This window comes from Paenarthrobacter sp. TAF1 (genome assembly GCF_052113825.1).
GTDB lineage: Bacteria > Actinomycetota > Actinomycetes > Actinomycetales > Micrococcaceae > Arthrobacter > Arthrobacter nicotinovorans.
Map to the genome: position 1 here is coordinate 173102 of NZ_JBFRDO010000005.1, position 24239 is coordinate 197340.

Consider the following 24239-nt stretch of genomic DNA (forward strand, 5'->3'; position numbering starts at 1 on the left):
AACTGCGGACATTCACGTCGTGGATGAATTACTCTAATGAAATGATTATTTGGCGTGGTTGGGGAATTTTGGTCCTCGTCGTGTTCGGTATTTGCGGTGGTTTGGCGGGCGGCTTGTCGCACGGCAATCCGATCGCAGTAGGTGTAGGCTTCCTGGCCGGTGCAGCCGGGATCTGGTCTCTCGGAAACTGGTTCAACCGCACCAGGCCCACAGCGGGCTACGAGGCAGCGGTCAACGCCAGAAGCCAGGAATTGTCCAGAATGGTAGAGGTCGGCGCCTACCAGCACCCCGGCCTTCCCGCTCCTCAATCCTTCGAGGAGGCACGTGCCCTCGCGGATGAGCAACTGAAATACGAGGCCGAGTCCGCCCGGCGCGGGTACTTCAACCGGCACAGCCTGTTCTTCCTGCCCATGCAGTACTGGGCGTTTGTGGCGGCCTTCGCCGGCGTTGCGATGATCATCAGCGGCCTGGTCCGGGGCTGATCCAGGAAGGGACGGGTTCAGCCCACCTTGTACCGCAGATGCGAGACCAGGCTGGTACCACGGACCTCAAGGGGTTCAAGCTTCAGCTCGTCTACACCGTCCAGCAAACGCTCACCTGCGCCCAGGACGATCGGCGCGATATGGAGCCGCAACTCGTCAATGAGGCCAGCGGACAGGAATTGTCTGGCGGTTGAGGCTCCACCGGCGATGGCAACGTTCTTCCCGCCCGCAGCTTCCTTGGCGCGCGAGAGCACTGAGCCGATGTCGTCATTGACGAAATGGAAAGTGGTGCCGCCCTCCATCACCATGGGTTCGTGCGGGTGCGAGCTGAGAACGAACACCGGCGCGTGATACGGGGGTTCTTCGCCCCACCAGCCACGCCACTGCTCCGGCCACAAGTGCTCGCCCGGCCCGGCGAACATGTTCCGGCCCATGATGTAGGCGCCGGCTTCGAGGATCCCGGCGACCTCGGCGGCGTTGGTATCCCGTTCCTTGAACTGCCAACGGTGCAGCTTCTCTCCCACTTCGCCGAGCGGTTGTTCCATACTCTGGTTCGGTCCGGCAACAAAGCCATCAAGGGACACGGTGAGGTCACACGTAACGAGGGTCATGCGCCCATCCTGCCATCGGCGCACCGGGGCCACCAGAGCACGCCGGCCTCAGGAGACGTTGAATCCGCCATTGCTGTGCAGGACCTGGCCGTTGATCCAGGAACCCGCGTCCGAGAACAGGAACCGCACCAGGTTCGCGGTGTCCGTGGGTGTACCCAGGCGTCCGGTCGGGGTCGCCCGGGTCGTCCAGCCGCGTACGTCGTCGTCCATCCAGCCGGTGTCAATCGGCCCGGGATTGATCACGTTGGCCCGCACCCCTTTGTCCCCGAGTTCGACGGCGGCCGCCGTTACGATCCGGTCCAGGGCACCCTTGCTCGCACCATATGGCAGGTTATGGACGGTGTGGTCGCTGGTCAACGCCACGATCCTGCCGGCCACTTCGCCGGGAGGTACGGCGGGCAGCTGCTCTGCAAACGCCTTGATGAGCAGCCATGGGGCCCTGGCATTGACGGCAAAATGGCGGTCCCAGCTTTCCACCGAAGTAGTGAGGATACTGCTGTCCACAGATTCGCAGTGCGAGACCACCAGCCCGGTCACGGGGCCCAGTTTCCGTCCCGCTGCAACGAGCGCCGCCGGTACACCAGGGTCGCTGAGGTCCCCGGATACGAGTTCGACGGCGACACCCTCCGCGCGGCACCCGGCGGCTATGGCGGCGGCATCGCCAGGTGACGATTCGAGGCCAAGCCGGTCGTCGTAGGGCTTCCAGTGGTTCAGGACAAGGGACCAGCCGTCGGCTGCCAGGCCCCTGGCCAGTGCTGCCCCGATGGAGCGGCGCCTGCCTACGCCTGTGACAACGGCAACCTTGGTTTCTTTTTCCAACGTCATCCCTTGACCCTATGCCGCGGCCCCGGCGGGTTCTACGCTGGACCTCTTAGCACCCACGAATCAGCACCGCGGAAAGAAGGCGGCCATGGCACGGAAACCAGGACCCACGCTTGAGCAACTGAACATCCTCGTGGGCTCGTGGGAGACCACCATCCCCAGTGCCGGAACACAGGGACGGACCACTTTTGAATGGCTGGAAGGTGGCGGCTTCCTCATCCAGCGTTCCACCGTGGCAAGGCCCGAATACCCCAACGCAGTCAGCGTCATCGGTGCAACGGGCTCGGACCGGGCATTCCAACAGCACTACTTCGACTCACGCGGCGTTGCCCGCATCTACGACATGACGCTCAGCGACAATGTCTGGACGCTTTTCAGGGACGGACCGGACTGGCCGCAGCGCTTTGTTGGCCACATCAGCCCGGACGGCGACACCATCACCGCCCGCCTGGAGCGCGGCACCTATCCGGGAGGCCCACTGGAGCACGACTTCGACATGGTTTACTCGCGGATTCATTGAACCCTATGCACCAACAGCATTACTCCACCTCATTTACAGATCCCTTGCCCGGTGGGAACATAAGGCCCATAGTCCGCGGAGGCAACGCCCGGCCACGCCCGGCATCCTCTGCCGCTGCCATGTAGTCAGCTCTCCTCTGAGAGGAACGGCCATGGGTCGTCTGGGGACCGGGAACAGTGGGGATGCGGGTCCCGAACCCGCTGATGATCCCCGACGCCACAGCCTGGACCGCATCGAAAAGGTGGACGCGGTGGTTGTCGGATCGGGGTTCGGCGGCTCGGTAGCAGCCCTGCGGCTCGCCGAAGCCGGACAGTCCGTGGTGCTCATGGAACGCGGCAAACCGTACCCGCCCGGAAATTTCGCCCGTACGCCGTCGGAGATGGGCAAGAACTTCTGGGACCCCGACCGTGGGCTGTACGGCCTCTTCGACGCCTGGACCTTCCGCGGGACAGAGGGGCTGGTATCCAGCGGACTCGGCGGCGGCTCCCTCATCTACGCCAACGTGCTCTTGCGCAAGGACGAGAAGTGGTTCGTCAACGAATCCCCCATCCCGGGCGGCGGCTACGAGAATTGGCCGTTTACCCGGGCCGACCTGGACCCCTACTACGACGCCGCCGAAGCCATGCTTCGACCCGTTCCCTACCCCTACCAGGACACCGCCAAGACCACGGCCATGGAAAAGACGGCAGCAAACCTGGGACTGTCCATCACCCGGCCACCCATTGCGGTCACCTTCTCCGCTGAGCCAGGAGCGGCACCCCGGACCAACCAGGCGCTCCCGCTCCCCCACTACGGCAGCATCCACGGCCCCGATACGGTGCGGACCACCTGCACGCTCAGCGGCGAATGCGACATCGGCTGCAACGCCGGCGCCAAGAACACCCTCGACCACAACTACCTCTCGGCGGCTGCCTTCAAAGGCGCCGATATCCGTACCTTCCACGACGTCCGCGGCATCCGGCCCCTGGACCGGGACAGCGGCGGCTACGAACTCCGTTACGTCATCCACGAACCGTATCGTGGGGGCGGATTGCTCACCGAACGCATCATCCATTGCCGCCGGCTCATCCTGGGAGCGGGCACCTTCGGCACCAACTTCCTCCTGCTTCGCAACCACGGCTCCCTGCCCGCGCTCAGCGACGCCTTGGGCACCCGCTTCAGCGGCAACGGTGACCTCCTGACGTTCATCATGGATGCCAAGACACCCGCAACCAACGGCTCGCGGCCAGGAGTCAGGGCACTCTCCGGGAGCAAGGGGCCGGTGATCACCACGGCGGTCAGGGTCCCGGATGGGAACGACGACGGCGGCGACGGCCGCGGCTACTACGTGGAGGACGCCGGGTACCCGGCCTTCATGAACTGGCTCATCGAGACGGCCCAGCTGAAGACGGCGGTGAAACGCACGGCGAAGGTGGCGGGTCAGTTGTTCAAGGACCGACTGTTCGACGCCGGTCGCTCCAACGTCTCGGCAGACCTCGCCGCTGCCCTGGGAGACGGGCGCCTGTCATCCAGTTCCGTCCCCTTGCTCGGCATGGGGCGCGACATACCCGACGGCGTCATGACACTGCGCGACGGACGCCTCGCCATCGCCTGGACCATGGCGACGTCCACCGCGTATTTCGACCGTGTCCGCCGAACGATGTCGGATATTGCCAAGGACCTCGACGGCAACTTCATCGACAACCCGCTCTGGTGGGCCAAACGCGTCATCACCGTCCACCCCATTGGCGGAGCCCCCGCCGGGCGGCACCCGGGCGAGGCAGTGTGCGACTCCTACGGTGAAGTTTTCGGCTACCCCGGGCTGTTCGTAGTGGATGGCGCCGCAATGCCCGGACCGGTAGGCGCCAACCCCTCGCTGACCATCGCCGCCTTCGCTGAGCGCACGTGCGCCCACCTCGTCGAGACCAGTGATAAAGCCCGCCACAGGGGCATCAGCCCCAGCGATGCGGTGACCGTTCAGCAGGAGGCGGCGGGCGCCGTCGTCGACGTCGGAAGTGTGGCTCCGCGCGCTTTGGCCCCCGACGCCACCAAGGGCAAGTCCGCGCTCCCGGAACGGCCTGCGAGCGCCGTCGCCCCGGGCACAGCGCAGCGTCCGGAGGGGCCCGGCACCCGTGGCCTGGCAATGCCCGGGAGCTCAAGGAAGGAAGCGACCTCCGTTCGGTTCACCGAGCAGATGCATGGGTGGTTCAGTCCAGGAGTCAGTGATCCGGAGAAGGGGCGCAGCCTGGGCAGGGACCGGTCCCGGCGGATCATGTTCGAGCTCACGATTACTGCCGAAGACATCGATCAGTTCGCTGCGGATCCTGAGCATCCGGCCAAGGCCGAAGGGTATGTGCTGGCTGATTATTTCGGCGGCCGGATGCCGGTGGAGCGCGGATGGTTCAACCTGTTCGTCGCGGACACCTCCGACGACGGCGGGCCGGCCAGGCGCATGCTGTACAGGTTGTGGCTGCGCGACCCCGGCGGTACGCCGTTCACGTTCACGGGTCACAAGCTCATCCACAATGAAGCGGGATTCGATCTCTGGCCGGACACGACCACTCTCTACGCAACGATCGCCCGGGGCCATGTCCCGCCATCTGAAAGGGACGCGCCACCTGAGGTCCCTGCTGAACCCCCAAGGGTGCGGCAGGAGGGCACTGTGGGCGCCGGCATCCTCTACATCCGGCCTTTGGACTTCGCCCGGCAACTGACCACCTTCCGGGCCGAGGGCGCTGAGCCGGCCGCTGGACTGCTGACGTTCGGGAAGCTGTTCGGGGGCGAACTCTGGCAGGTTTACGGGCGAACACCCCGACGCATATCCTTTCCATTCACGCCGAAGCAATGAAGATCCGGGAGCTCGCGCAACACCACGCCGTCTTGGGTTTCACTCCACGGACCGCGGTCCGCTGGCTCTCGCCCATGTCGCTGGCGCGTACCGCCCTGAAGGTCATGGCCGCCACCGTCTTCGCCGATTTTGGCGACAAACGAGAGTTGGAGGGCAGCTTCCCGGACGATCCGCTGAGCCTGGACAAGCTGCCCGACGCTGGCCAGCCTGCGCAACCGGTGGTCAGCGAGCGCGGCCTGCCGGATCCCGCTGGCCAGGATCCAGGCAGCCCGGATCAACCCGCCGAACTGTGGCTCGACTTCGCGGCGGACCTCGGCGACGGATTCGATGCCACGTACACGGTTGCCTCCCTGCTGGCCCAGGATGCCCTCAGCGTCGGGGGTCTGGTCCTCCCGAGGGGCCACGTCCTGGTCCTGGGCGGCGACGAGGTCTACCCCGTGGCGTCCCCGGCCGGATATAAGGACCGGATGGTCGGGCCGTACCGGATGGCGTTGCCACGAAACCAGGCGCCATCTCCCGGCATGCCACCGAACCGGGCGCCGATCATGCTGGCCCTCCCCGGAAACCACGATTGGTACGACGGCCTGACCTCCTTCATCCGGGTATTCACGCGGCAACGAAGCATCGGCGGATGGCGGACCATCCAGACCCGCAGCTACTTCGGCCTGCGGCTCACCGGACAACCACCACGGCCCGGCCATCACGGCGTTCCGGGCTGGTGGCTGCTGGGCCTGGACAGCCAACTGGGCCAGTACATCGACGAACCACAACTGGAATACTTCTACCGCAGCGTCACGTCCCAGCTGCAGCCTGGAGACGCCATCATCCTCTGCGTAGCCGCCCCCTTCTGGGTCAAAGGAACCACTGAATTCCAGCAAGTGAGCTTCTTTGAGCAGGACTATCTGCGCCGCCGCTTCAATCCGGCCACGCAGCTGTTCGAGGACACAGGGGCCAACGTCCGGCTCTGGCTCACCGGGGACCTCCATCACTACTCCCGCTATGAACAGGACACTTCCGGCGCCGATGCAGGGAAGACACAGCTCATCACGTGCGGGCTGGGTGGGGCGTACCTGTCGGACGCCCACTGGCTGCCGGATGAACTCCTCCTGCCTGCACACGCCGTCCCGGGAGACCCGTTCAGTGTGCCCGCCGCCGGGAGCCACCCGGCAGCGGGACGCCGATTCACCAGAAGCTCCACCATCTATCCTGACCAGTCCGACTCACACCTCCTGGGACCACGCCTGGCCAACCCCTTGTCCCCTTCATGGCTACCGGTGCGCAACCCGGGCTTCGGATTGTCCATTGGCCTGCTCCATGTGGTTGCCGCTCTCACGGCATGGACGGTGTTCAGTGCTTTCCGCGGTGAATCGTTCGTGGACGGGCTCCATGGGCTCACGCGCGGAAACACCGTTCTCCTTCTTGCCGTGCTGGTCCTTGTCGTCCCTGTGCTGCTGGGCGTGACCACCCTGGCGGCCCGGACCTTCCGTATCGCCAGTTCCGGCATTGTTGTCTTCGCCCGGGGAGCGCTCTTCCAACTCGCGGCGCTCGCGGTGAGTGCCGGCGTCGTCATCCTTGTTCCGTGGCCCGGCAATTGGCCGGACGTGGTGGTGGTGCTCCTGGCGCTGGCATTGGTCCACGTTGGCGGGTGGGTGCTGGGCAGCGAAGCCTTCGCACTCTACATCCTGGCTACCCCAAGCGGGGAAGTGTCCACCTGGAAAATGTCAGGACAATCCATCGAGGACCACAAAGGCTTCCTCCGCCTCCACCTGGACGCGGACGGCTCATTGACCGTCTACCCCCTGGCCGTGGACACCATCTGCCGCGACTGGCAGCTGACCGGAAACGACGACGGCGCGCGGCTGCTTCCCGAGGCCGGCCTTCCTGCCGTCCGGCTGCTTGAACAGCCCATCACCATCGCACAGGAGGGACCCGCATCATGATCATCACCCGTGCCGGACACCGGACCGAGGTCATCCCGTTCCGTGCCCGGGACAACACTCCGCTCAGCCTGGTCCACGTGACTTCGCCGGCGGAAACCACCAAAGGGCCGGTGCTGCTGGTCCACGGATCCGGCGTCAGGGCAGAACTGTTCAGGCCACCGGTCAGGACCACCATTGTCGATGTACTCCTCGAGGACGGCTGGGACGTGTGGATGCTGAACTGGAGGGCCTCCATCGACCTCGACCCCCTGTCCTGGACGCTCGCCGACGCCGCCGTGTACGACCACCCTGCCGCCGTCGAACACGTCCTGAACGCGACCGGAGCCGAAACGATGAAGGCCGTCATCCACTGCCAAGGCTCGACGTCGTTCACCATGTCCGCCGTCGCCGGGCTGCTGCCCCAGGTGGACACGATCGTCTCCAACGCCGTCTCGCTCCACCCGGTAGTGCCACCTTTCTCCCGCCTCAAGATCGACTACCTCACGCCGGTGGTGAAAGTCTTCACCCCGTATCTCTCGCCCGCTTGGGGATACAAATCCCAGGGCTACTTCACCCGGGCCATCCGCGGTCTGGTCAAAGCGACCCACCACGAGTGCGACAACACCGTTTGCAAAATGGTCAGCTTTACCTACGGCAGCGGACGCCCGGCCCTCTGGTCCCACGAAAACCTCGACGACGCCACCCACCAGTGGCTCAGCGGCGAGTTCGCAGAGGTGCCCGTGACTTTCTTCGAAGAGATGGGCCGAAGCATCAAGGCCGGGCATATGGTGGCTGCCGGCGACCACGCCGAACTCCCCGACAACCTTGTGGCGGAAGCCCCGCAAACGGATGCCCGATTCGCCTTCATAGCCGGCCTGGACAACCGCTGCTTCCTTCCCGAAAGCCAGCAACGTACCTACAACTTCTTCCAGCACCACCGTCCCGGCAAAGATTCGCTCCATCTCATCCCCGGATATGGCCACCTTGATGTCTTCTTTGGCGACCATGCCTGGCGGGACACATTCCCCGTCATCCTCCAGGAGCTGAACGGAACCAAGGAGCCGAACACATGAAAACCCTCACCCAACTGGTCACTCCCCTGCTCAAGCTCATGCCCTCACCGGTTCCCCGCAGACAGGAACGCCTTCGCGGCCAGCATGCTTTCGCCGACGGAATCAAATATGTGATGCCGGTCAATTCCGATGACTCACCAGTGCTGATGGCAGCCTTTTCCATCAACAAACGCGCGGCCGCAGCGGTTCTCCCCGGGACTGAAATGCGCCCCTTCAGCCTGGGCGGCAAAGGGCTGCTGGTAGTCACAGTGGTCAATTACAAATCCACGGACATCGGCAAGTACATCGAATACTCCCTGGCCATTGCCATCACCCATGGCAGCCGGCCGGCGCCGCCCATCCTGCCGTTGCTGTTCCAGAGGACGTTCAAGCTGGGCCAGTTCGTGGTGGACCTGCCAGTCAGCACGGAAGTTTCGGTCAAGGGCGGCAAGGGAATCTGGGGCATGCCCAAGCACCAGGCCAACCTCGACTTCGTCGTCACAGACTCAACCGTCTCAGCGCTCTACGAGCAAGACGGGAAGCTGGGCTGTTACATCGAAATAGAGCGGCCCGCCGCTCCAAGTCCACTGGCGCTGCCCCTGAAACTCGCCGCATCCAACTACTGCGTCTTCCGGAACATGCTGTGGAAGTCCGATATCTACTTCGAAGCCATCGGAGACATCGCCCTGGGAGCACAAGCCAAGGCGCGCCTCATCCTCGGCGACGTTCCCGGCGTCGAACCCTTAAAGGAACTGCAAGTGGAGACCAAACCCGTCTTCACAGCCTGGCTGCCCCAGGCCCACGGCATCCTGGACGACCACTACGAAGCCTGGTTCCTCACCGCCCCCACCCCATTGGAAGCAGCGGCCCTTCAAGGGGGCGACATGCTGGACAGCGTCACGGACCTCGGCCAAAGCCAGGAATGGCTCGCGCCCCCGGACCGCAGCAGGGTACCGGGCGCCGTTTCCAACCCTCATGCCGGCGGCACACCGTGAACTGGCTCCTCCTGATCAACGCCCTCTACTTTCTCTTCGGCGCCACCATGTATGTCGGCACCATGTGGGTTCTCAAGTTCTTCCTCTACCCCACCTGGCACTCGCTGGCACGGGACAACGTGGACATGCATTTCGGCATCCCCACCCGCGCCGCCACGAAGTTCTTTACCGTCGTGGTGCCTGTCATGTTCATCTCCGGAGGCATCCTGGTGTGGTCCGAATGGGGAACCACCCGCGTCGTCTTCGCCATCATCTGCCTGGCAGGAATCATTGCACTGACAGTTGTCGGGCAAGGCCTCATCATCCCCATCAACGTGAGGATCCGCGGCGGCGACTTCGCAGATGACACCGAACTCCGGTCCCTGCTCAAACGGTGGATGATGCTCAACGACATCCGTTTCTACGTCTCCACCCTGACCTGGGCCTCGATGGTGTGGCTGCTCGTTGACCGTGGCCGGCTGCTGGAGTCCTTCACATGACTGATCCCCTCCGTGCCGTTCTCGCGGTCATTGCCGCCATCACCGTCCTCACCGGCGCCGCGCAATTGCCCTTCGGCGGTCCAATCCTTCAATTGCTGGGCTCCGAGGACACTGCAACGACCCGCCAACTGTTCGGGACAGTGGGCATGTTCATGGTAGTGGTGGGCGGGCTGCTCCTCCACACACTCCTCAGCGGCGCCCCCTCACCCGACGTAGTCCTTTGGTCAGGACTGCAGAAGGCCGGAGCCTTCAGCGCGGTGGGCATCGGGGTGCTGAACGGGGTCTTTTCTCCCCTTGCACTCTGGGTCGCGTTCTTTGACCTCGCGACGGCGGGACTCCTGTTCGTCTACTGGCGCAGGATCCGCTTCGCTGCAGCCAGCTCTGGGCTGGCCGGAGGAAGAACACCGTGAAACGCTCCCTGGTCCTTGCCGGCGGAGGGATGCGGGTGGCGTGGCAGGCAGGCGTGGTCAAGGCGCTCGCCGAGGAGGGTTTGGAATTCCAGCACATCGATGGCACCTCCGGCGGCATCCTCACGGCCGGAATGATGCTCTCCGGAATTCCCGCCGAGGAAATGTGCCGCCGCTGGTCCGGCGTGGACGTCAAAGACTTCAGCTCCGCCCTGCCCTTTGCTGATTACGTCAAAGGGCCGTGGTCCCTCCCCGCGCTGGGAGACGCCGACGGCATCCTGGGCAAGATCTTCCCGGCCCTCGGCATCAACGCAAAAAGCATCCGTGACCGCGCGGCCGGGCCGGACGCTGTCGAAGGCTCCTTCAACGTAGTGGAGTTCACTTCGAAACAATGCCACGCCATCGATGCCGCGCACATTGACGCCGAACTGATGGCGGCCGGAATGTCGTTGCCCATCTTCCTCAAGCCGCTGCGCCGGGACGGGAAAATCTGGACGGACGCCGTGTGGGTCAGGGATGCCAACATCGGCGAAGCCTTACGCCGGGGGGCCGAGGAAATCTGGTTGATTTGGTGCATCGGCAACTCGCCGTACTGGGGGGACGGGCCGCTGGAACAGTACGTTCACATGATCGAGATGAGTGCCATGGGTGCCCTCCTGGCCGACTTCGAAGCTGCCGCCGCCGCGGGGCGCGAGTTTGTGCTGCATGTGATCCGGCCCGAGCACCCGTTGCCGCTGGATCCGGAGTTTTACCTGGGCCGGATCGACGCCGACACACTGATCGGCATGGGGTACCGCGACGCCAGGGCATATATGCGGACGATGTCGCCGACCGGACTCGCCAAAGACCCCCTCTGCACGGCGATGACCGAGCCGTCGCCTGGTGTCCGTTTCATCGATGTCCTGCACGGCGAACTGGACGGTCAACCGCTGACATTCCGGGCCGCCGTCGTGACGCCCTCCGAGCCCGGAGAAGGACTGGCGCAGCTCAGCGGACACCTTGACTACCCGCCGTGGGGGCGCGTCTTCCTTGCCGGCGGTCATGTGGAGACCGTGGGGGATGACATGGCCTATCGCTTTCGTTTGCGGCTGAACGGTGGGTGGCGGGATGCGGCCGTCATCCGGACCCTGCACGACGATCCCGGAGCAGATGCGTGGTCAGACAGCCGGAACGCCCGGCTCCACCTGGGCGAACAGGTGGTGGATCTCACTATGAGCCTGATCGATACGGCCGGCCTCCTGGCTTCTGTTGAACCCGTGGGCGTACACGGCCTGGCCGGGCGGGCACAAGCAATAGCCCGCTTCACAGCCAACGGATTCCGGGAGCTGTTGCGCCGATACTAACCGCGTCCCGGCTTCAATGTGATGCACGTTATTACCGGCGGGTAAACGGCACGCTACGAATGCGCCAAAGATGGCAACAGCGGTGAAACACCCGCGAAAAACCGGCATCCTACGCTGATGAACAACAGCACCAAACAGGTCATCAGCGAAAGGGCCCACCATGTCCTCTACTTCCCTTCACATCGTCATCGCCGGCGCAGGCCCGGCAGCCCAGGCACTGGTGCGGCGATTGGCTGGCAGGACCGACACCCGTCAGCGGCCCTTCGCCGGCACCATCACAGTGCTCAGCAATCGCGACGACTGCCCGGACGCCCTCCTCGAACTTGCCGAACTGCCCCAGGTTTCCGTGCGCTTCGGCCAGGCCGCCAGTTTCATCGACGCTGAGGCCAAGGTAGTCACCACGGTGGACGGCATGGAGTTCGCCTACGACCAACTGGTCATCGCCACGGGTTCGGCCCCCCTCCTTCCCCCGGTAGACGGTGCCGAGGCGGTCCTGAGCTACTCCACCATCGACGATGCCGCCTCCATTGGCGAAGCCGTCAAGGACGTCACCCGTTCTGTCGGCCGCCGTCCGCTGGGAATACTCGTCGGCAACGGTCCAGCAGCGGGCCAGGCCGAAGCGGTTCTCCGGGCACGCGGCGTCCGTCCCGTCCGAACCACCCTCCGCCCCACAGCTGTGGTTGCCTCTATTGCTGATTCGGCCATCCCCGGGCAAGCCCTGTCCCCCACGGGAATCGTCTTTGAGGACGGCAGCAGCATGAAGGGCGACCTCGTGGTCCTGGCCGAGGAACGCACCGCACGCAATGGCCTCGCCGAAAGTGCCGGCCTCCGGATCGCGTCCGACGGCGGGATCGCCGTGGGGCGCGACCTCGCCACGTCCGTCCCTGGCATCTGGGCGATCGGTGATGCCGCTTCCTGCGACGGCCTTCGCCTGGGCCTGCTCCTGTCCGCAGAATCTTCCGCGATGCTCTGCGCTTCCGGCATGCTGCTGGGAGCCGTGAGCAGCGAACCCCAGCCAGCCATGGCGGCGTGATTCGCCGACTCCGTAGCTCCCGCCGGGTGTCGGGCATCAGGGAACAGCAGGTGACGATTTCCTACGCAAGCAGTCTTCAGGCGCGACGCGTGCAACTCACGGCCTTGACACCTGGGAAACTTCACTCACGGCCGCCAGCGATAACTAATCCCGGCCATCCTTGGTCGACCTGATTCTGTCCGAGCCCCCTGGCAGCGGTGGGGCTTTGGATTCGTAGTTGTGCCCGCTGGGTGTTCGGAGTTTGAGGGTGTGGCGGGTTCTCGTGCCGGGATTTGCCGGGGTGGGGTTACCGGGCCTGGTGTTTGCGGCCTCGGTTGTTATGGGCTGGGTGGTTCCGGCCTCCGTGGTTGCTGCGGTCCAGCCAGGATGTTCTTTGGTGTGGTTGCATGCTTCGCAGAGCCCGGCGCCGTTGTCCACAGTGGTAGGTCCGCCGTGCTGCCAGGGCACCACGTGATCGATGTGCCTGATGGGCGCGTCGCAGTAAGGGGTTCGGCAGGTGTAGTCACGGGTTTCGATGAAACGCCGGAGCCGCGGCGGGAACAGCCTGGATTTGGAGTCCGTGGTGAGCAGTTCCCCGGAGGTCGGGGCGGTGTAGAGCCGCCGAAGCCAGAGTCCGTACTCGGAATCCCGAACCGGCGCTAGGGTTTGGGAAAGCGTTCCTGCCCGACCCATGCCACCGGTTCTGCGTCCTGAAATCCCGGCCTGTCCAGCGTCAGCGGTTGTGTTCCCCGCCGCCTCCGGGTTTGCAAGTTCGCGCGCCCATTGTGCCGGGACGACGCCATAGCCCTGTAACCGGGCGGGTTCACTATCGCCTTGGAAAAGGGCCCGATCGGTCATGACGAGCTGGACTTCAACCCCGCTGATCCCGCCGGCCTTGCCCGTGAGACGTTCAACCAAGGTATCTGCCATGACCTGGCCCCGGCCCCGTTCCGCAGCCCCTGAGCCAGCACCCCCGCGGGCCCGGACCGAATCCGCAGCACGAGACAACGCCGCGTAAGCTGCAACCCCCTGGGCCGCCGGCAGCAGGGCAGTCAAAACCGTCATTGTCTCCGGCGCCGGTCGCAACGTCACCGTTCGGTCCGCGGCTGCACGGGCCGCACGCTGGGCAACCGAGCGAGGATCACGCTGATACGCAGCAGCCCTGGCAGCCGCGATCACGCCCTTATCCCCCACGCCTTCAAAAGTCCCGGTATCCGCGGCCAATTCCGCATCTACCCCAGCCCGGTCCTCCACTGACAAGCACGCTGTTTCCTTCACCAACAACGTCGCCCGCCACTCATTCAACATCCCCGAGTCCAAGGCCGCCATCGTGCGCGGCATCTCGAACACCAGCGCCTTCGCCAGCCCCAGAAGCCGCGCTCCCCGGTTCGGGGATTCCCGCCGCGCCAACGCGATCTCGGCTCCCACATCATCGCCGCGTTCGGACACCGGCACCCCGGCAGCGGCCCGCTCAGCAGACCGGGCTGCCTCAAACGCCGCCGCAACCCTGGCCTGCAATCCGCAAATCGCCGACTTCATCTCCTCCAACACCCGCAACTGCCCAATCAAGTCACCACTTAGGGACCCAGGGCCCTCAACACCCGAACCGGGAACAGCCGGCCCGGGATCACTCTCAACCACCGACGCCCCAGCAGAACCAACCGGCCCCGCCGCCGACTGTCCTTCCACCGGCTCCCGCCCCTCCCGAATCCACTCCATACCGCAACCCTTCCAGCCACCACCAACAGCCAAAAGACACCGAGCCCCCTATGTGGAAAACCCCGCTCCAGCACCCGCGGAAATCCCCGCGCCCCACCCACCAGCGACCCCCACGGGGCCGCGGGGAGCCCCGCCGGATGTGGCAAGATGGTCCTTTGACGGGCAGTGACAACCCTGCGGCCACCGGGCCGGCCACGCCCTGCACGGAAGGATCCCATGAGCAACGAAGCCGTCGCCCCTGCAAACATCGCCTCCTACATCGACCACACGCTGTTGAAGCCCGAGGCCAGCGAGGCAGACATCCTCAAGGTGTGCGCGGAGGCCGTGGAGTACCGGTTCAAATCTGTCTGCGTGAACCCCGTGTGGGTCAAGTCCGTCACCAAAGCGCTCAAGGGCTCAGGAGTCCTGACCTGTTCGGTGATCGGGTTCCCGCTGGGTGCCACGCCCACCGACGTCAAGGTTTTTGAGGCCCGTGGTGCCGTGCTCGATGGTGCCAACGAAATCGACATGGTGATCAACATGGCTTCGGCCCGCGCCAATGACAAGGGCGCGTTGGTGGACGACATCCGAGCTGTGGCCGAAACGGTCCACGCAGGCGAAGCCATCCTTAAGGTGATCATTGAAACATCCATGCTCAATGACGAGCAGAAGGTCATCGCCTGCGAGGCAGCAGCGGAGGCAGGCGCGGACTTCGTCAAAACGTCCACGGGATTCAACGGCGGTGGTGCCACGGTTGAAGACGTTGCCCTGATGCGCAAGACCGTTGGGCCCGGCCTCGGCGTCAAGGCCTCCGGTGGCGTGCGCTCCCTGGCCGACGCACAGGCTATGATTGCTGCTGGTGCAACACGTATCGGAGCGAGTTCCGGAATTGCCATCGTCAAAGGTGAACAGGGTTCATCTGCCTACTAAGGCTTCCGCTACCGCCAGAGATTTTTGAGCCCTGCGGGGCCGAGGAGGAATGAATGTCCAAGAACACCACAAGTGCCCCCATTGAAAAAGAGAACAATCTCGGCACGAGCATTGTCTTGTTCCTGGTCATGATCGTGCTCTTCCTGGGCGCCATCTACTCGCTCTCCTTCCTGAGCCTGGACAACCCGTGGCCGATGGCCGTGTGCCTTGGCCTCTTCGCCCTGGCTTTCTGGATCCCCCAGACCATTCTCGGCCGGTCGGACTCCGCCGGCGAAAGCTAAACCTCAAACAGCAACGCGGTGTGACTTACGGCCCATCCCGAAGGGGACCATGGGCCGTAAGTCACACCGCGTTTGGCTTTTAAAGCGCGAGCGCGGCAAGGAACGCGGGCCAGTGCAGCTTCGCCAGTGTCCAGGCAGCGGCCCCCATCCCCACCATGGCGTAGCCGCTCACAGGAATCAGCACCAACCATTCCCGCCGTGACCCCGCCCTGCCCAACAGCGGCAGGGAGAAAGCCCCGTTCGCCCGCCAGATTCCACTGACAACGGATTTCCGCAAAAATTTCGGTGGTTTGATGACGATCGGCCACAAGAGCGGCACCCCGCCAACGGTGATCATGTCCCCCACAATGTGGACCACCACGCCCGTCAGCATGGACAACGGGAGCCAACCCCATTGGGCCGGGGCGAACCACGTCACTAGGCCGGCCATGAGCAGGGCGAACAGCCAGTTGGTGATCCACCCGGATTTGGGGAACAGGTTCAGCGCCTTGGCGGCCAGGTTGATCATGAACATGCACAAGAGTCCGGCACCCACCGACAGTTTTCCCACCGGCGTCACCATCTGGAATTGCGCCGCCATGGCGGCCAGCACCACGAAGGCCGAGGCGCCGAGCAGTGAGTGCGTTCCTTGCCGGTGCCCACCGCTGGCTTTCTCGATGCCCACGGCAATCACGTTGGACAGTGGCGGCAGCGAGTTGGCGATGGTGCTGTGCCGGTGGTCCCAGTCGCATACCAAGGCCGTTCCCGCCGTCGCCATGGCGCCAATCAGGATTCCAGTGGCATCCAGCGGGTACCAGCCGAGCGCGTAGGGGCCGGTTGAGGCAATAGCTATCCACGCCGCGGCTCCCGACGCGGCGTGGTGTCCTCCCATCATTCGCCTAGCCTGCCTTCACGGGGGCTTCGGCGAAGATCGCTTCAATGACGTTGTTGGCCCACTGCAGGATCTCGGCGTCCTGGAGGTCACGTCCGCCGATCCGGGCCGTCTTGGGCTTGGGGATCAGCACGGCGTCGAGCGCAGGCTTGACCTGGGAGCCCGGGTACATGCGGTTCAGGCGCATGGTTTTGGATTCGGGCAGTTGCGCCGGCGAGAAGCGGATGAAGTTGCCTTGGAGCGCGACGTCGGACAGGCCGGCTTCGCGGGCACCCACCCGGAAGCGCGCCACGGCAATGAGGTTTTGGGCCGGCAGCGGCGGCTCACCGTAACGGTCCACGAGTTCGGCCAGGACTTCATCAATGGCCTCATATGTGATGGCGGCAGCGAGCTTCCGATACGCCTCAAGACGCAGCCTCTCCCCGGGAACATAGTCATGGGGCAGGTGCGCGTTGACCGGCAGCTCGATCTTCATCTCGGCGGCCTTCTCTTCAGCCTCACCGCGGTACTCGGCCACGGCCTCGCCCACAAGCCGGATGTAGAGGTCGAAGCCGACACCTTGGATGTGGCCGGACTGTTCTCCGCCGAGCAGGTTGCCTGCGCCGCGGATTTCCAGGTCCTTCATGGCCAGTTGCATGCCGGCGCCGAGCTCGTTGTGTGCCGCCACTGCCTTGAGCCGTTCCAGCGCCACCTCACCCAAGGGCTTCTCGGAAGGGTAGAGGAAGTAGGCGTAGGCGCGCTCACGGCCACGGCCTACGCGGCCTCGGAGCTGGTGCAGCTGCGAGAGGCCGTACTTGTCGGCCCCGTCCACAATCAAGGTGTTGGCGTTGGAGATGTCCAGGCCGGTTTCGATGATGGTGGTGCACACCAGGACGTCGAAGCGTTTTTCCCAGAAGTCCACGATGATTTTTTCCAGGCGGCTCTCGGACATCTGGCCGTGGGCAACTTCCACCCGGGCTTCGGGAACCAGTTCACGGATCTGCGCGGCAATGCGTTCAATCGAGGACACCCGGTTGTGGACGAAGAACACCTGCCCTTCGCGCATGAGTTCACGGCGGATCGCGGCGGAGGTTTGCTTGTTGGTGTACGGACCTACATAGGTCAGCACCGGGTGGCGTTCCTCCGGCGGTGTGGCCAGTGTGGACGTTTCGCGGATTCCCGTCAGGGACATCTCCAGTGTTCGCGGAATGGGCGTGGCACTCATCGCCAGGACGTCCACGTTGGTGCGCATCTTCTTCAGCGCTTCCTTGTGTTCCACGCCGAAGCGCTGCTCTTCGTCCACGATCACCAGGCCGAGGTCCTTGAACTCGAAGTCCTTGGACAGCAGCCGGTGGGTACCGATCACGACGTCGACAGCGCCGCTCTTGACGCCCTCGGCCGTTTCCTTGGCTTCCTTGCTGGTCTGGAACCGGGACAGCGGCTTCACGCGCAGCGGGAAGCCGGAGAAGCGTTCAGTGAAGGTTTCGTAGTGCTGCTGCGCCAACAGGGTGGTTGGCACGAGCACCGCCACCTGCTTGCCGTCCTGGACAGCCTTGAAGGCGGCGCGGACGGCGATTTCGGTCTTGCCGTAGCCGACGTCACCCGATACCAACCGGTCCATGGGGATTTCCCGCTCCATGTCGGCTTTGACCTCGTTGATGGTGGTCAACTGGTCGGGTGTTTCCACGTAGGGGAACGCTTCTTCGAGCTCGCGCTGCCACGGTGTGTCCGGTGCAAAAGCGTGGCCGCGGGATGCCATGCGGGCAGAGTACAGCCGGATCAGTTCCCCGGCGATTTCCTTGACGGCCTTGCGTGCCCTGGACTTGGTGCTGGCCCAGTCCGCGCCGCCCATTTTGCTCAGCGCAGGCGTGTCCCCGCCCACGTAGCGGGTCACCTGGTCCAGCTGGTCCGTCGGTACGAACAGCCGGTCGCCAGGGGCACCGCGCTTGGACGGCGCGTACTCCAGCACCAGATACTCGCGCAGCCCGGCGTCGGACGACGACGTCCCGGTCACCTTGCGCTGGATCAGCTCCACAAACCGGCCGATTCCGTGCTGTTCGTGGACCACGAAGTCACCCGCGTGCAGCTGCAAAGGATCCACGGCGTTTCGCCGTTTGGACGGCATGCGCCGCATGTCTTTGGTGGAGCTCGCTGTCGCCCGTCCCAGCAGGTCGGCTTCGGTCAGCAGCCCCAGTTTGAGGCCGTCCAGGACAAAACCGCGTCCGACGGCGGCAGTGGTCACCTCGATGATGCCCGGTTGGGGTTCCTGATCCAGAGAGTCGACGCGGGAACAGGGAATCTCTGCGTCGTGGAACAGTTCAGCCAGGCGCTGCGCGGGACCCGGGCCGTCCGTAACCACTACGACGCGCCACTGCTCGCGGACACGGGAGCCGATGAACTCCAGCATCTCGGCCACATCTCCCTGGTAGCCACGCGGTTCGCGGGCACGCATGTTGAGGACATCGATGTCCAGGACCAGGTCCTCGTCAGAGGCGAGGGAGGTGATGGACCACCAGGACACGCCGTGTTCCAGCGCTGCCGAGCGGGTATCGGTCAGTGAGCGGAAACTGGCGGCGTGCAAGTCAGTGGAGGCCTGTGACGACAAATCAAGGGGCGCCGCACCGCCGTCGGACGCCGTGGACCAGGCCGCTTCCAGGAACTCTTCGTTGGTCGCCGCGAGGTCGTGCGCGCGCGTGCGCACCTTCTCGGGTTCGATCACAACGGACAGGGAGCCGGCCGGGAGCTGGTCCACGAACGGAACCATGGCATCCACCAGCACCGGGGCCAGGGATTCCATGCCCTCCACGGCGATGCCCCCTGCGATCTTCTCCAGCATGTCGGCCGCCGCGGGCATGTCTGCCTTCAGCTTCGCCGCACGGGACATTACCGAGGGTGTGATCAGGATTTCCCGGCACGGAGGGGCATGCAGTTCCGTGGGGTGGTGGATCCCGGGTGCACTCAAGGAACGCTGGTCGGCCACGGCGAACCAGCGCATCTGATCCACCTCGTCGCCGAAGAACTCCACCCGGATCGGGTGGTCCTCGGTGGGTGGGAAGACATCGAGGATTCCGCCACGGACGGCGAATTCGCCGCGGTGCGTCACCATGTCGACGCGCGCGTAGGCGGCGTCGGAGAGGGCCCGGACAACGTCGGTGAAGGAGCGTTCCTGGCCTACTTGCAGGGTGACCGGCACCAGGTCACCCAAGCCGGCCACGATCGGCTGGACCACAGCGCGGACCGGAGCCACCACCACACGCAACGGGGCCGCCGTCGAGGTTTCCGGATGGGTCAGGCGGCGCAGAACGGACAGGCGGCGTCCCACGGTGTCCGACCGCGGCGAAAGGCGCTCGTGCGGGAGGGTTTCCCAGCTGGGGAAGGTGGCCACAGAGTCCGCGGGGAGGTAGGAGCAGAGCGCCGCGGTGAGGTCTTCGGCTTCACGGCCGGTGGCGGTCACGGCCAGGACCACCGGGGCTGCCGCGTCATCGGCGCCGGTGTCCGCCAGGGCATCGGCCATTTCGGCGAGCAACACCGCACGCATCCCCGTGGGGGCGCTGATCTGGTAGTCGGCGTTCCGGTCGCTGAAGGACCGCTCCGCCTCGGTACGAACGCGCGCGAAAGTCTTGTCCTCCGCCAGTGCGCGGCGCAGACCGTTGAGGCTCATGGCAGAAACTCCTAGGGTGGGTCCAAGGGCAGGCAACACAAATGCCCGGAAATTCAGATGAATGCCGGGTCATTCCAGCCTACCTCCACCCCCAGCCACAGGAGTTCCTTTGCAGCCTTCGGAAGCTACGCATTCCAACACCACGCAGGACACCAGGACAGTGCTGGTGACCGGCGCCACCGGCTACATCGGCGGTCGGCTGGTCCCCCGGCTCCTCGAAGCCGGCCACAAGGTCAAAGTCCTGGTCCGCACGCCCCAAAAAATCGCAGACGTTCCGTGGCATGACGACGTCGACATCATTGAGAACAGCCTGTCCGACGCCGACGGCCTCTCCGAGGCGCTCAACGGCGTGGACGTCCTGTACTACCTGGTCCATTCCATGGCGTCGGGCAGCGGTTTCGAGGCCAAGGAAGAAGCCATGGCCCGCCTCGTCGCCGGGGCAGCTGCGGAGGCCGGAGTGGACAGGATCGTGTACCTCGGCGGACTGCACCCGGAGAACACGGAACTGTCCACACATATGCGTTCCCGCGAAACCGTGGGCAAAGTCTTCCTCGAATCACCCGTGGACTCGATCGTGTTCCAGGCGGGCGTGGTGATTGGTTCCGGCTCCGCATCCTTCGAAATGATCCGGCACCTGGCCGACACCCTCCCGGTCATGCCCGCGCCGAGCTGGGTCAACAACCGGATTGAGGCGATCGCGGTGCGCGACGTCCTGCACTATCTCGTGGCGGCGGCGGCCCTGCCGGACAAGCTGAACCGCTCGTTCGACATCGGCTCACGGGAGGTCCTGAAGTACAAGGAGATGATGAACGAGTACGCCGTGGAACGTGGCCTGCCTCGCCGGCTGGTCATCGCGCTTCCCGTTCCCGCGCCGAAACTCGCCGGACTGTGGGTCGCCTTGGTAACACCGATTCCGCTGTCCATGTCGCTGCCGCTGGTGCAGTCACTGCAGCACGACGCCGTATCGCGGGAGCACGACGTCGACCGTTACATCAAGCAGCCCGACGGCGGCCTGACCTCCTACCGGCGAGCCGTAGCCTTGGCGCTGGGCAAGGAACGGGACGGTCAGGTGGAGACCACCTGGGCCAACGCCGGTATCGACGCCGATCCCCTGCCCAGCGACCCCGATTGGGCCGGCTACAAAGTGTTCCTGGACGAGCGGACCTTCCATAGCGAAGCCAAGCCGGAGCATGTGTGGACCATCATCGAGGGCATCGGCGGCAAGAACGGCTGGTACTCGCTGCCTTTGGCGTGGCGGGTGCGCGGCTGGCTGGACAAGCTGCAGGGCGGCGCGGGGCTGCTCCGCGGCCGCAGGCACCCCAAGACGCTGAACACCGGCGAAGTGGTGGACTGGTGGCGGGTTGAAGCCATCGACCGCGGCCACCTGCTGCGGTTGCGCGCCGAAATGCGCGCCCCGGGTGGTGCCTGGCTTGAGTTGTCGGTGGAGCCCGACGGCGACGGGAGCCTCTATAAGCAGCGCGCGATTTTCTTCCCCCGCGGCTTGGCCGGACGGCTGTATTGGTTGGGCGTGTATCCGTTCCACGGCTTCATCTTTCCGTCCATGGCCCGCAACATTTCGGCAGCCGCGACCACCCTTCAGGAGGAATCGGGTTCAAGTGTGTCCACCCGGACCCCGTAGGATGTTGGGAGCTAAAAAGCTTCACCACCACCATCCACGGAGGACCCATGGCCCTGAGTGCATCCACCACCCTGCCCCACAGCGTTGACCGCGTAGCGGCCGTCTTTGTCGACGAGGATTTCCTGCGCCACACGAGCGAATACGTGGGCGGCTCGCTGGAATCGTTCACCGTTGACGGCGACACTGCCGGCGCTTTCACCACCACCACCGTCCGCACGTTGCCCACCACCCGCCTGCCGGAGATCGCCCGCAAGTTCGTCGGCGAAACCTTGAAGGTCACCCAGACCGAGCAGTGGGAAGCCCCGGCTGCCGACGGCTCGCGCGCCAGCACCATCGCGCTGAAGATCGCCGGCGCACCGTTGGATGTCACCGCGGTCCAACGGCTCGTGGCCGAGGGCGGCAGCACCCGGATCGAACTCGAAGGCAATGTGACGTCCTCGGTTCCGTTCCTGGGTGGAAAGATCGCTGACGCTGCCGAGCCCATGGTGGGCAAGGCCTTGGGCATCCAGTCGCAGCAGGCCCAGGCCTGGCTCGAAAGCCACTAGCATGCAGATTCCCGCAATCCTTGCGGTGGTCCTGATTGTGGCCGGCGTGTGGTCGCTGGCTGTGTGGCCGCAGTTCCTCAAGCGCGTCATGAAGGATCCCCGGGCCCGCGACGCCGCAGGCAAGGCCACAAAGTTCCTGACGGTCCACGTCGTCCTGGTCACCATCTCCATGGTGCTGGGACTGGCGACGGCGGTCATCGGAATCGCGGGCCTCGTCGCCTGAGCCTCGTCCCACCCGACCGGGGACGGCAAACGCTCCACTGAGCCCTCAGTGGAGTTGGGTAAGATGGATATTGGTGTGCCGGGAAGTCTGGTCGGCGTGTATTTGCTGTACCCGCCCTATGACCGCCCACTGTTAGGAGCCCTCAGTGGCCCAGCTGCCTCCCGTCCCGCCCAAAACCCCCTCCAGCAAAGTCTTCACCCGCTCCAGCTACCCGGAGTATCGCAGGATCCTCTCGATCCTGCGTACGGAAACCGTGGGCGGAGCACTTCTCCTGGCCGCAACAGTGATAGCCCTCATCTGGGCAAACTCCCCCGCAGCCGACGGCTACTTCGCACTCCGCGACGTCAAGATAGGCTACGAACCCTGGCACCTTGAGCTCAGCCTGGGCCACTGGGCCTCCGACGGACTGCTGGCGGGGTTCTTCTTCCTGGCGGGACTGGAGCTCAAACGCGAATTCGTGGCCGGGGAACTCCGCAAACCAGCCCGGGCTGTTGTTCCTGTGGCTGCAGCGATCGGCGGCGTCGCAGTCCCTGCGCTGATTTTTGTTCTCTTCAACCTCGGTTCCCCTGAAACCCTCAAGGGCTGGGCCATTCCCACGGCGACGGACATTGCCTTCGCACTGGCGGTCCTGGCTGTGATCAACACGCACCTTCCCGCCGCGCTCCGGACGTTCCTGCTGACGCTTGCCGTGGTGGACGACCTCATCGCCATCGGCATCATCGCCTTCTTCTACTCCACTGGGCTCCAGCCGCTCATGCTGCTGGCCGCGCTCGTCCCGTTGGCGCTCTTCACGTTCCTGGTACAGAAGCGGATCCGCAGCTGGTACCTCCTGGTGCCGCTGGCCCTGGCGACATGGGGGTTCGTTCACGCATCCGGCATCCACGCCACCGTGGCAGGGGTGTTGCTGGGCTTCGCCGTCCCTGTGTTTGCCAGTGGGAAGAAGGGTGAGCCCGCCGAGGGCCTCGCCGAGCACTTTGAGCACCGCCTGCGCCCGTTCTCGGCAGGTTTTGCCGTTCCGGTGTTCGCGTTCTTCTCCGCCGGTGTGGCCCTGGGCGGGCTGGACGGCATGGGCGCGGCGTTGCGGGATCCCGTGGCGCTGGGCATCGTGGCCGCGTTGGTGCTCGGCAAGGCTGTGGGCGTCTTCGGCACGACGTTCCTGGTCACCAAGACCACGCGCGCCAGCCTGGATTCCGGCATCGCATGGATCGACCTTTTCGGGCTGGCGCTTCTGGCCGGTATCGGCTTCACCGTCTCGCTGCTCATCGGGGAGCTGAGCTTCGGTGCAGGTTCAGCCCACAACGACCACGCCAAGGTGGCCATCCTGGCGGGTTCCTTGATCTCGGCGCTGCTGGCCGCCGTCGTCCTTAAGGCCCGTAACCGGCGGTACCGGCAGGTGCAGGCGGACGAAGAACGGGACGACGACGGCGACGGCGTACCTGATGTCTTTGCCCGCAGCTGAGGCGGGGGTGCCTCGGAGCTAGGCCGTTGCCTGGTTGAGGGCGTCCTCGGCAGCCACCCACGAGATCATGGCGCACTTGACCCTGGCTGCGTAGCGGGCTACTCCCTCGAACGCTGCGGCGTCGCCCAGGATCTCCGGGTCTGCCTGCACCTTCCCGCGGGAACGCAGGACCTCCCGGAAGTTGTCGATCACGGAATGCAGTTCCGCCACGGACATCCCCTCACCCATCTCGCTGAGCACGGAGGCCGAGGCCATGGAAATGGAACAGCCGGCACCGTCCCAACTGATCTGCTGGACTGTTCCGTCCGCGACGGCGAGCCGCAACGTCACTTCGTCCCCGCACACGGGGTTCAGCTGGTGCGACTGACCGGGGGAGGCACCCGCAGGGGCTAGTGTTTCGGCGAGCCCGCTGCCGTGCCGCTGCTTGGAATGGTCCAGGATGATCTGCTGGTAAAGCTGGTCAAGACTCATGGTGCTGATGCCC

At 64.9% G+C, this 24239-nt stretch carries 22 protein-coding genes; 16 read left to right on the forward strand and 6 right to left on the reverse strand.

What is annotated here, in order from left to right; all coding sequences use genetic code 11:
* The first annotated feature begins 41 nt into the window (after positions 1 to 41).
* On the forward strand, positions 42 to 482 hold the full coding sequence (locus AB4Y81_RS08990; RefSeq protein WP_441995701.1) for a hypothetical protein: 441 nt from the start codon (positions 42 to 44) through the stop codon (positions 480 to 482).
* 17 nt (positions 483 to 499) lie between these two features.
* On the opposite strand, the gene AB4Y81_RS08995 is transcribed toward AB4Y81_RS08990, so the two are convergent.
* Both AB4Y81_RS08995 and AB4Y81_RS09000 read right to left on the reverse strand, forming a co-directional pair.
* Positions 500 to 1093, reverse strand: a complete 594-nt coding sequence (locus tag AB4Y81_RS08995) for a dihydrofolate reductase family protein (protein WP_441995702.1) — start codon at positions 1091 to 1093, stop codon at positions 500 to 502.
* A gap of 48 nt (positions 1094 to 1141) precedes the next feature.
* Entirely contained in the window at positions 1142 to 1918 is a 777-nt protein-coding gene (locus AB4Y81_RS09000) for an SDR family oxidoreductase (protein ID WP_018777368.1), read from the reverse strand.
* Positions 1919 to 2003: 85 nt separating this feature from the next.
* On the opposite strand from AB4Y81_RS09000, the gene AB4Y81_RS09005 reads away from it, so the two are divergent.
* The 9 genes from AB4Y81_RS09005 to AB4Y81_RS09045 all read left to right on the forward strand — a co-directional run bounded on the left by AB4Y81_RS09005 (position 2004) and on the right by AB4Y81_RS09045 (position 12490).
* Positions 2004 to 2435, forward strand: coding sequence for a hypothetical protein (locus AB4Y81_RS09005; RefSeq protein WP_434328217.1), 432 nt, complete (start codon positions 2004 to 2006; stop codon positions 2433 to 2435).
* Between the two features lie 151 nt (positions 2436 to 2586).
* Complete coding sequence (locus tag AB4Y81_RS09010; protein WP_441995703.1) at positions 2587 to 5262, forward strand: GMC oxidoreductase; 2676 nt, start codon at positions 2587 to 2589, stop codon at positions 5260 to 5262.
* Positions 5259 to 7202: a hypothetical protein gene (locus AB4Y81_RS09015; protein WP_431230339.1), complete on the forward strand. Its 1944-nt coding sequence runs from the start codon at positions 5259 to 5261 to the stop codon at positions 7200 to 7202. The genes AB4Y81_RS09010 and AB4Y81_RS09015 overlap by 4 nt, the downstream gene beginning before the upstream one ends.
* On the forward strand, positions 7199 to 8254 hold the full coding sequence (locus AB4Y81_RS09020; RefSeq protein WP_110504452.1) for an alpha/beta fold hydrolase: 1056 nt from the start codon (positions 7199 to 7201) through the stop codon (positions 8252 to 8254). The genes AB4Y81_RS09015 and AB4Y81_RS09020 overlap by 4 nt, the downstream gene beginning before the upstream one ends.
* Positions 8251 to 9228: an acetoacetate decarboxylase family protein gene (locus AB4Y81_RS09025; protein WP_431230338.1), complete on the forward strand. Its 978-nt coding sequence runs from the start codon at positions 8251 to 8253 to the stop codon at positions 9226 to 9228. Before AB4Y81_RS09020 ends, AB4Y81_RS09025 begins: the two co-directional genes overlap by 4 nt.
* On the forward strand, positions 9225 to 9707 hold the full coding sequence (locus AB4Y81_RS09030; protein ID WP_431230337.1) for a hypothetical protein: 483 nt from the start codon (positions 9225 to 9227) through the stop codon (positions 9705 to 9707). Before AB4Y81_RS09025 ends, AB4Y81_RS09030 begins: the two co-directional genes overlap by 4 nt.
* The gene (locus AB4Y81_RS09035) at positions 9704 to 10117 is read left to right on the forward strand and encodes a hypothetical protein (protein ID WP_431230336.1); all 414 of its coding nucleotides are present in this window, start codon (positions 9704 to 9706) and stop codon (positions 10115 to 10117) included. Before AB4Y81_RS09030 ends, AB4Y81_RS09035 begins: the two co-directional genes overlap by 4 nt.
* Complete coding sequence (locus AB4Y81_RS09040) at positions 10114 to 11457, forward strand: patatin-like phospholipase family protein (RefSeq protein WP_189075876.1); 1344 nt, start codon at positions 10114 to 10116, stop codon at positions 11455 to 11457. The genes AB4Y81_RS09035 and AB4Y81_RS09040 overlap by 4 nt, the downstream gene beginning before the upstream one ends.
* Positions 11458 to 11617: 160 nt before the next feature.
* Positions 11618 to 12490: an FAD-dependent oxidoreductase gene (locus tag AB4Y81_RS09045; RefSeq protein WP_018777359.1), complete on the forward strand. Its 873-nt coding sequence runs from the start codon at positions 11618 to 11620 to the stop codon at positions 12488 to 12490.
* Between the two features lie 144 nt (positions 12491 to 12634).
* Here AB4Y81_RS09045 and AB4Y81_RS09050 read toward each other — a convergent pair whose 3' ends face one another.
* Positions 12635 to 14188 carry an HNH endonuclease gene (locus AB4Y81_RS09050; RefSeq protein WP_081623337.1) on the reverse strand — a complete coding sequence of 518 codons (1554 nt, stop codon included), beginning with the start codon at positions 14186 to 14188 and terminating at the stop codon, positions 12635 to 12637.
* A 216-nt stretch (positions 14189 to 14404) separates the two neighbouring features.
* Here AB4Y81_RS09050 and deoC point away from each other — a divergent pair, with 216 nt between their 5' ends.
* Positions 14405 to 15097, forward strand: coding sequence for a deoxyribose-phosphate aldolase (deoC, locus tag AB4Y81_RS09055; RefSeq protein WP_018777357.1), 693 nt, complete (start codon positions 14405 to 14407; stop codon positions 15095 to 15097).
* Positions 15098 to 15150: 53 nt separating this feature from the next.
* Positions 15151 to 15378: a hypothetical protein gene (locus AB4Y81_RS09060; protein WP_018777356.1), complete on the forward strand. Its 228-nt coding sequence runs from the start codon at positions 15151 to 15153 to the stop codon at positions 15376 to 15378.
* Positions 15379 to 15457: 79 nt separating this feature from the next.
* Here the strand turns inward: AB4Y81_RS09060 and AB4Y81_RS09065 are convergent, their stop codons facing one another.
* On the reverse strand, positions 15458 to 16252 hold the full coding sequence (locus tag AB4Y81_RS09065) for a metal-dependent hydrolase (RefSeq protein ID WP_079581068.1): 795 nt from the start codon (positions 16250 to 16252) through the stop codon (positions 15458 to 15460).
* A gap of 4 nt (positions 16253 to 16256) precedes the next feature.
* On the reverse strand, positions 16257 to 19889 hold the full coding sequence (gene mfd, locus AB4Y81_RS09070; protein ID WP_055974947.1) for a transcription-repair coupling factor: 3633 nt from the start codon (positions 19887 to 19889) through the stop codon (positions 16257 to 16259).
* Positions 19890 to 19998: 109 nt separating this feature from the next.
* On the opposite strand from mfd, the gene AB4Y81_RS09075 reads away from it, so the two are divergent.
* The 4 genes from AB4Y81_RS09075 to nhaA all read left to right on the forward strand — a co-directional run bounded on the left by AB4Y81_RS09075 (position 19999) and on the right by nhaA (position 23755).
* The gene (locus AB4Y81_RS09075; protein WP_018777353.1) at positions 19999 to 21528 is read left to right on the forward strand and encodes an SDR family oxidoreductase; all 1530 of its coding nucleotides are present in this window, start codon (positions 19999 to 20001) and stop codon (positions 21526 to 21528) included.
* 47 nt (positions 21529 to 21575) lie between these two features.
* The gene (locus AB4Y81_RS09080) at positions 21576 to 22073 is read left to right on the forward strand and encodes a DUF2505 domain-containing protein (RefSeq protein ID WP_018777352.1); all 498 of its coding nucleotides are present in this window, start codon (positions 21576 to 21578) and stop codon (positions 22071 to 22073) included.
* 1 nt (position 22074) lies between these two features.
* Complete coding sequence (locus AB4Y81_RS09085) at positions 22075 to 22296, forward strand: SCO4848 family membrane protein (RefSeq protein WP_018777351.1); 222 nt, start codon at positions 22075 to 22077, stop codon at positions 22294 to 22296.
* Positions 22297 to 22441: 145 nt separating this feature from the next.
* A complete protein-coding gene (gene nhaA / locus AB4Y81_RS09090; RefSeq protein WP_422758331.1) occupies positions 22442 to 23755 on the forward strand; it encodes a Na+/H+ antiporter NhaA in 1314 nt (437 codons plus the stop codon).
* A gap of 18 nt (positions 23756 to 23773) precedes the next feature.
* Here nhaA and sufU read toward each other — a convergent pair whose 3' ends face one another.
* Positions 23774 to 24226, reverse strand: coding sequence for a Fe-S cluster assembly sulfur transfer protein SufU (gene sufU, locus AB4Y81_RS09095; RefSeq protein WP_441995704.1), 453 nt, complete (start codon positions 24224 to 24226; stop codon positions 23774 to 23776).
* Positions 24227 to 24239 lie beyond the last annotated feature (13 nt).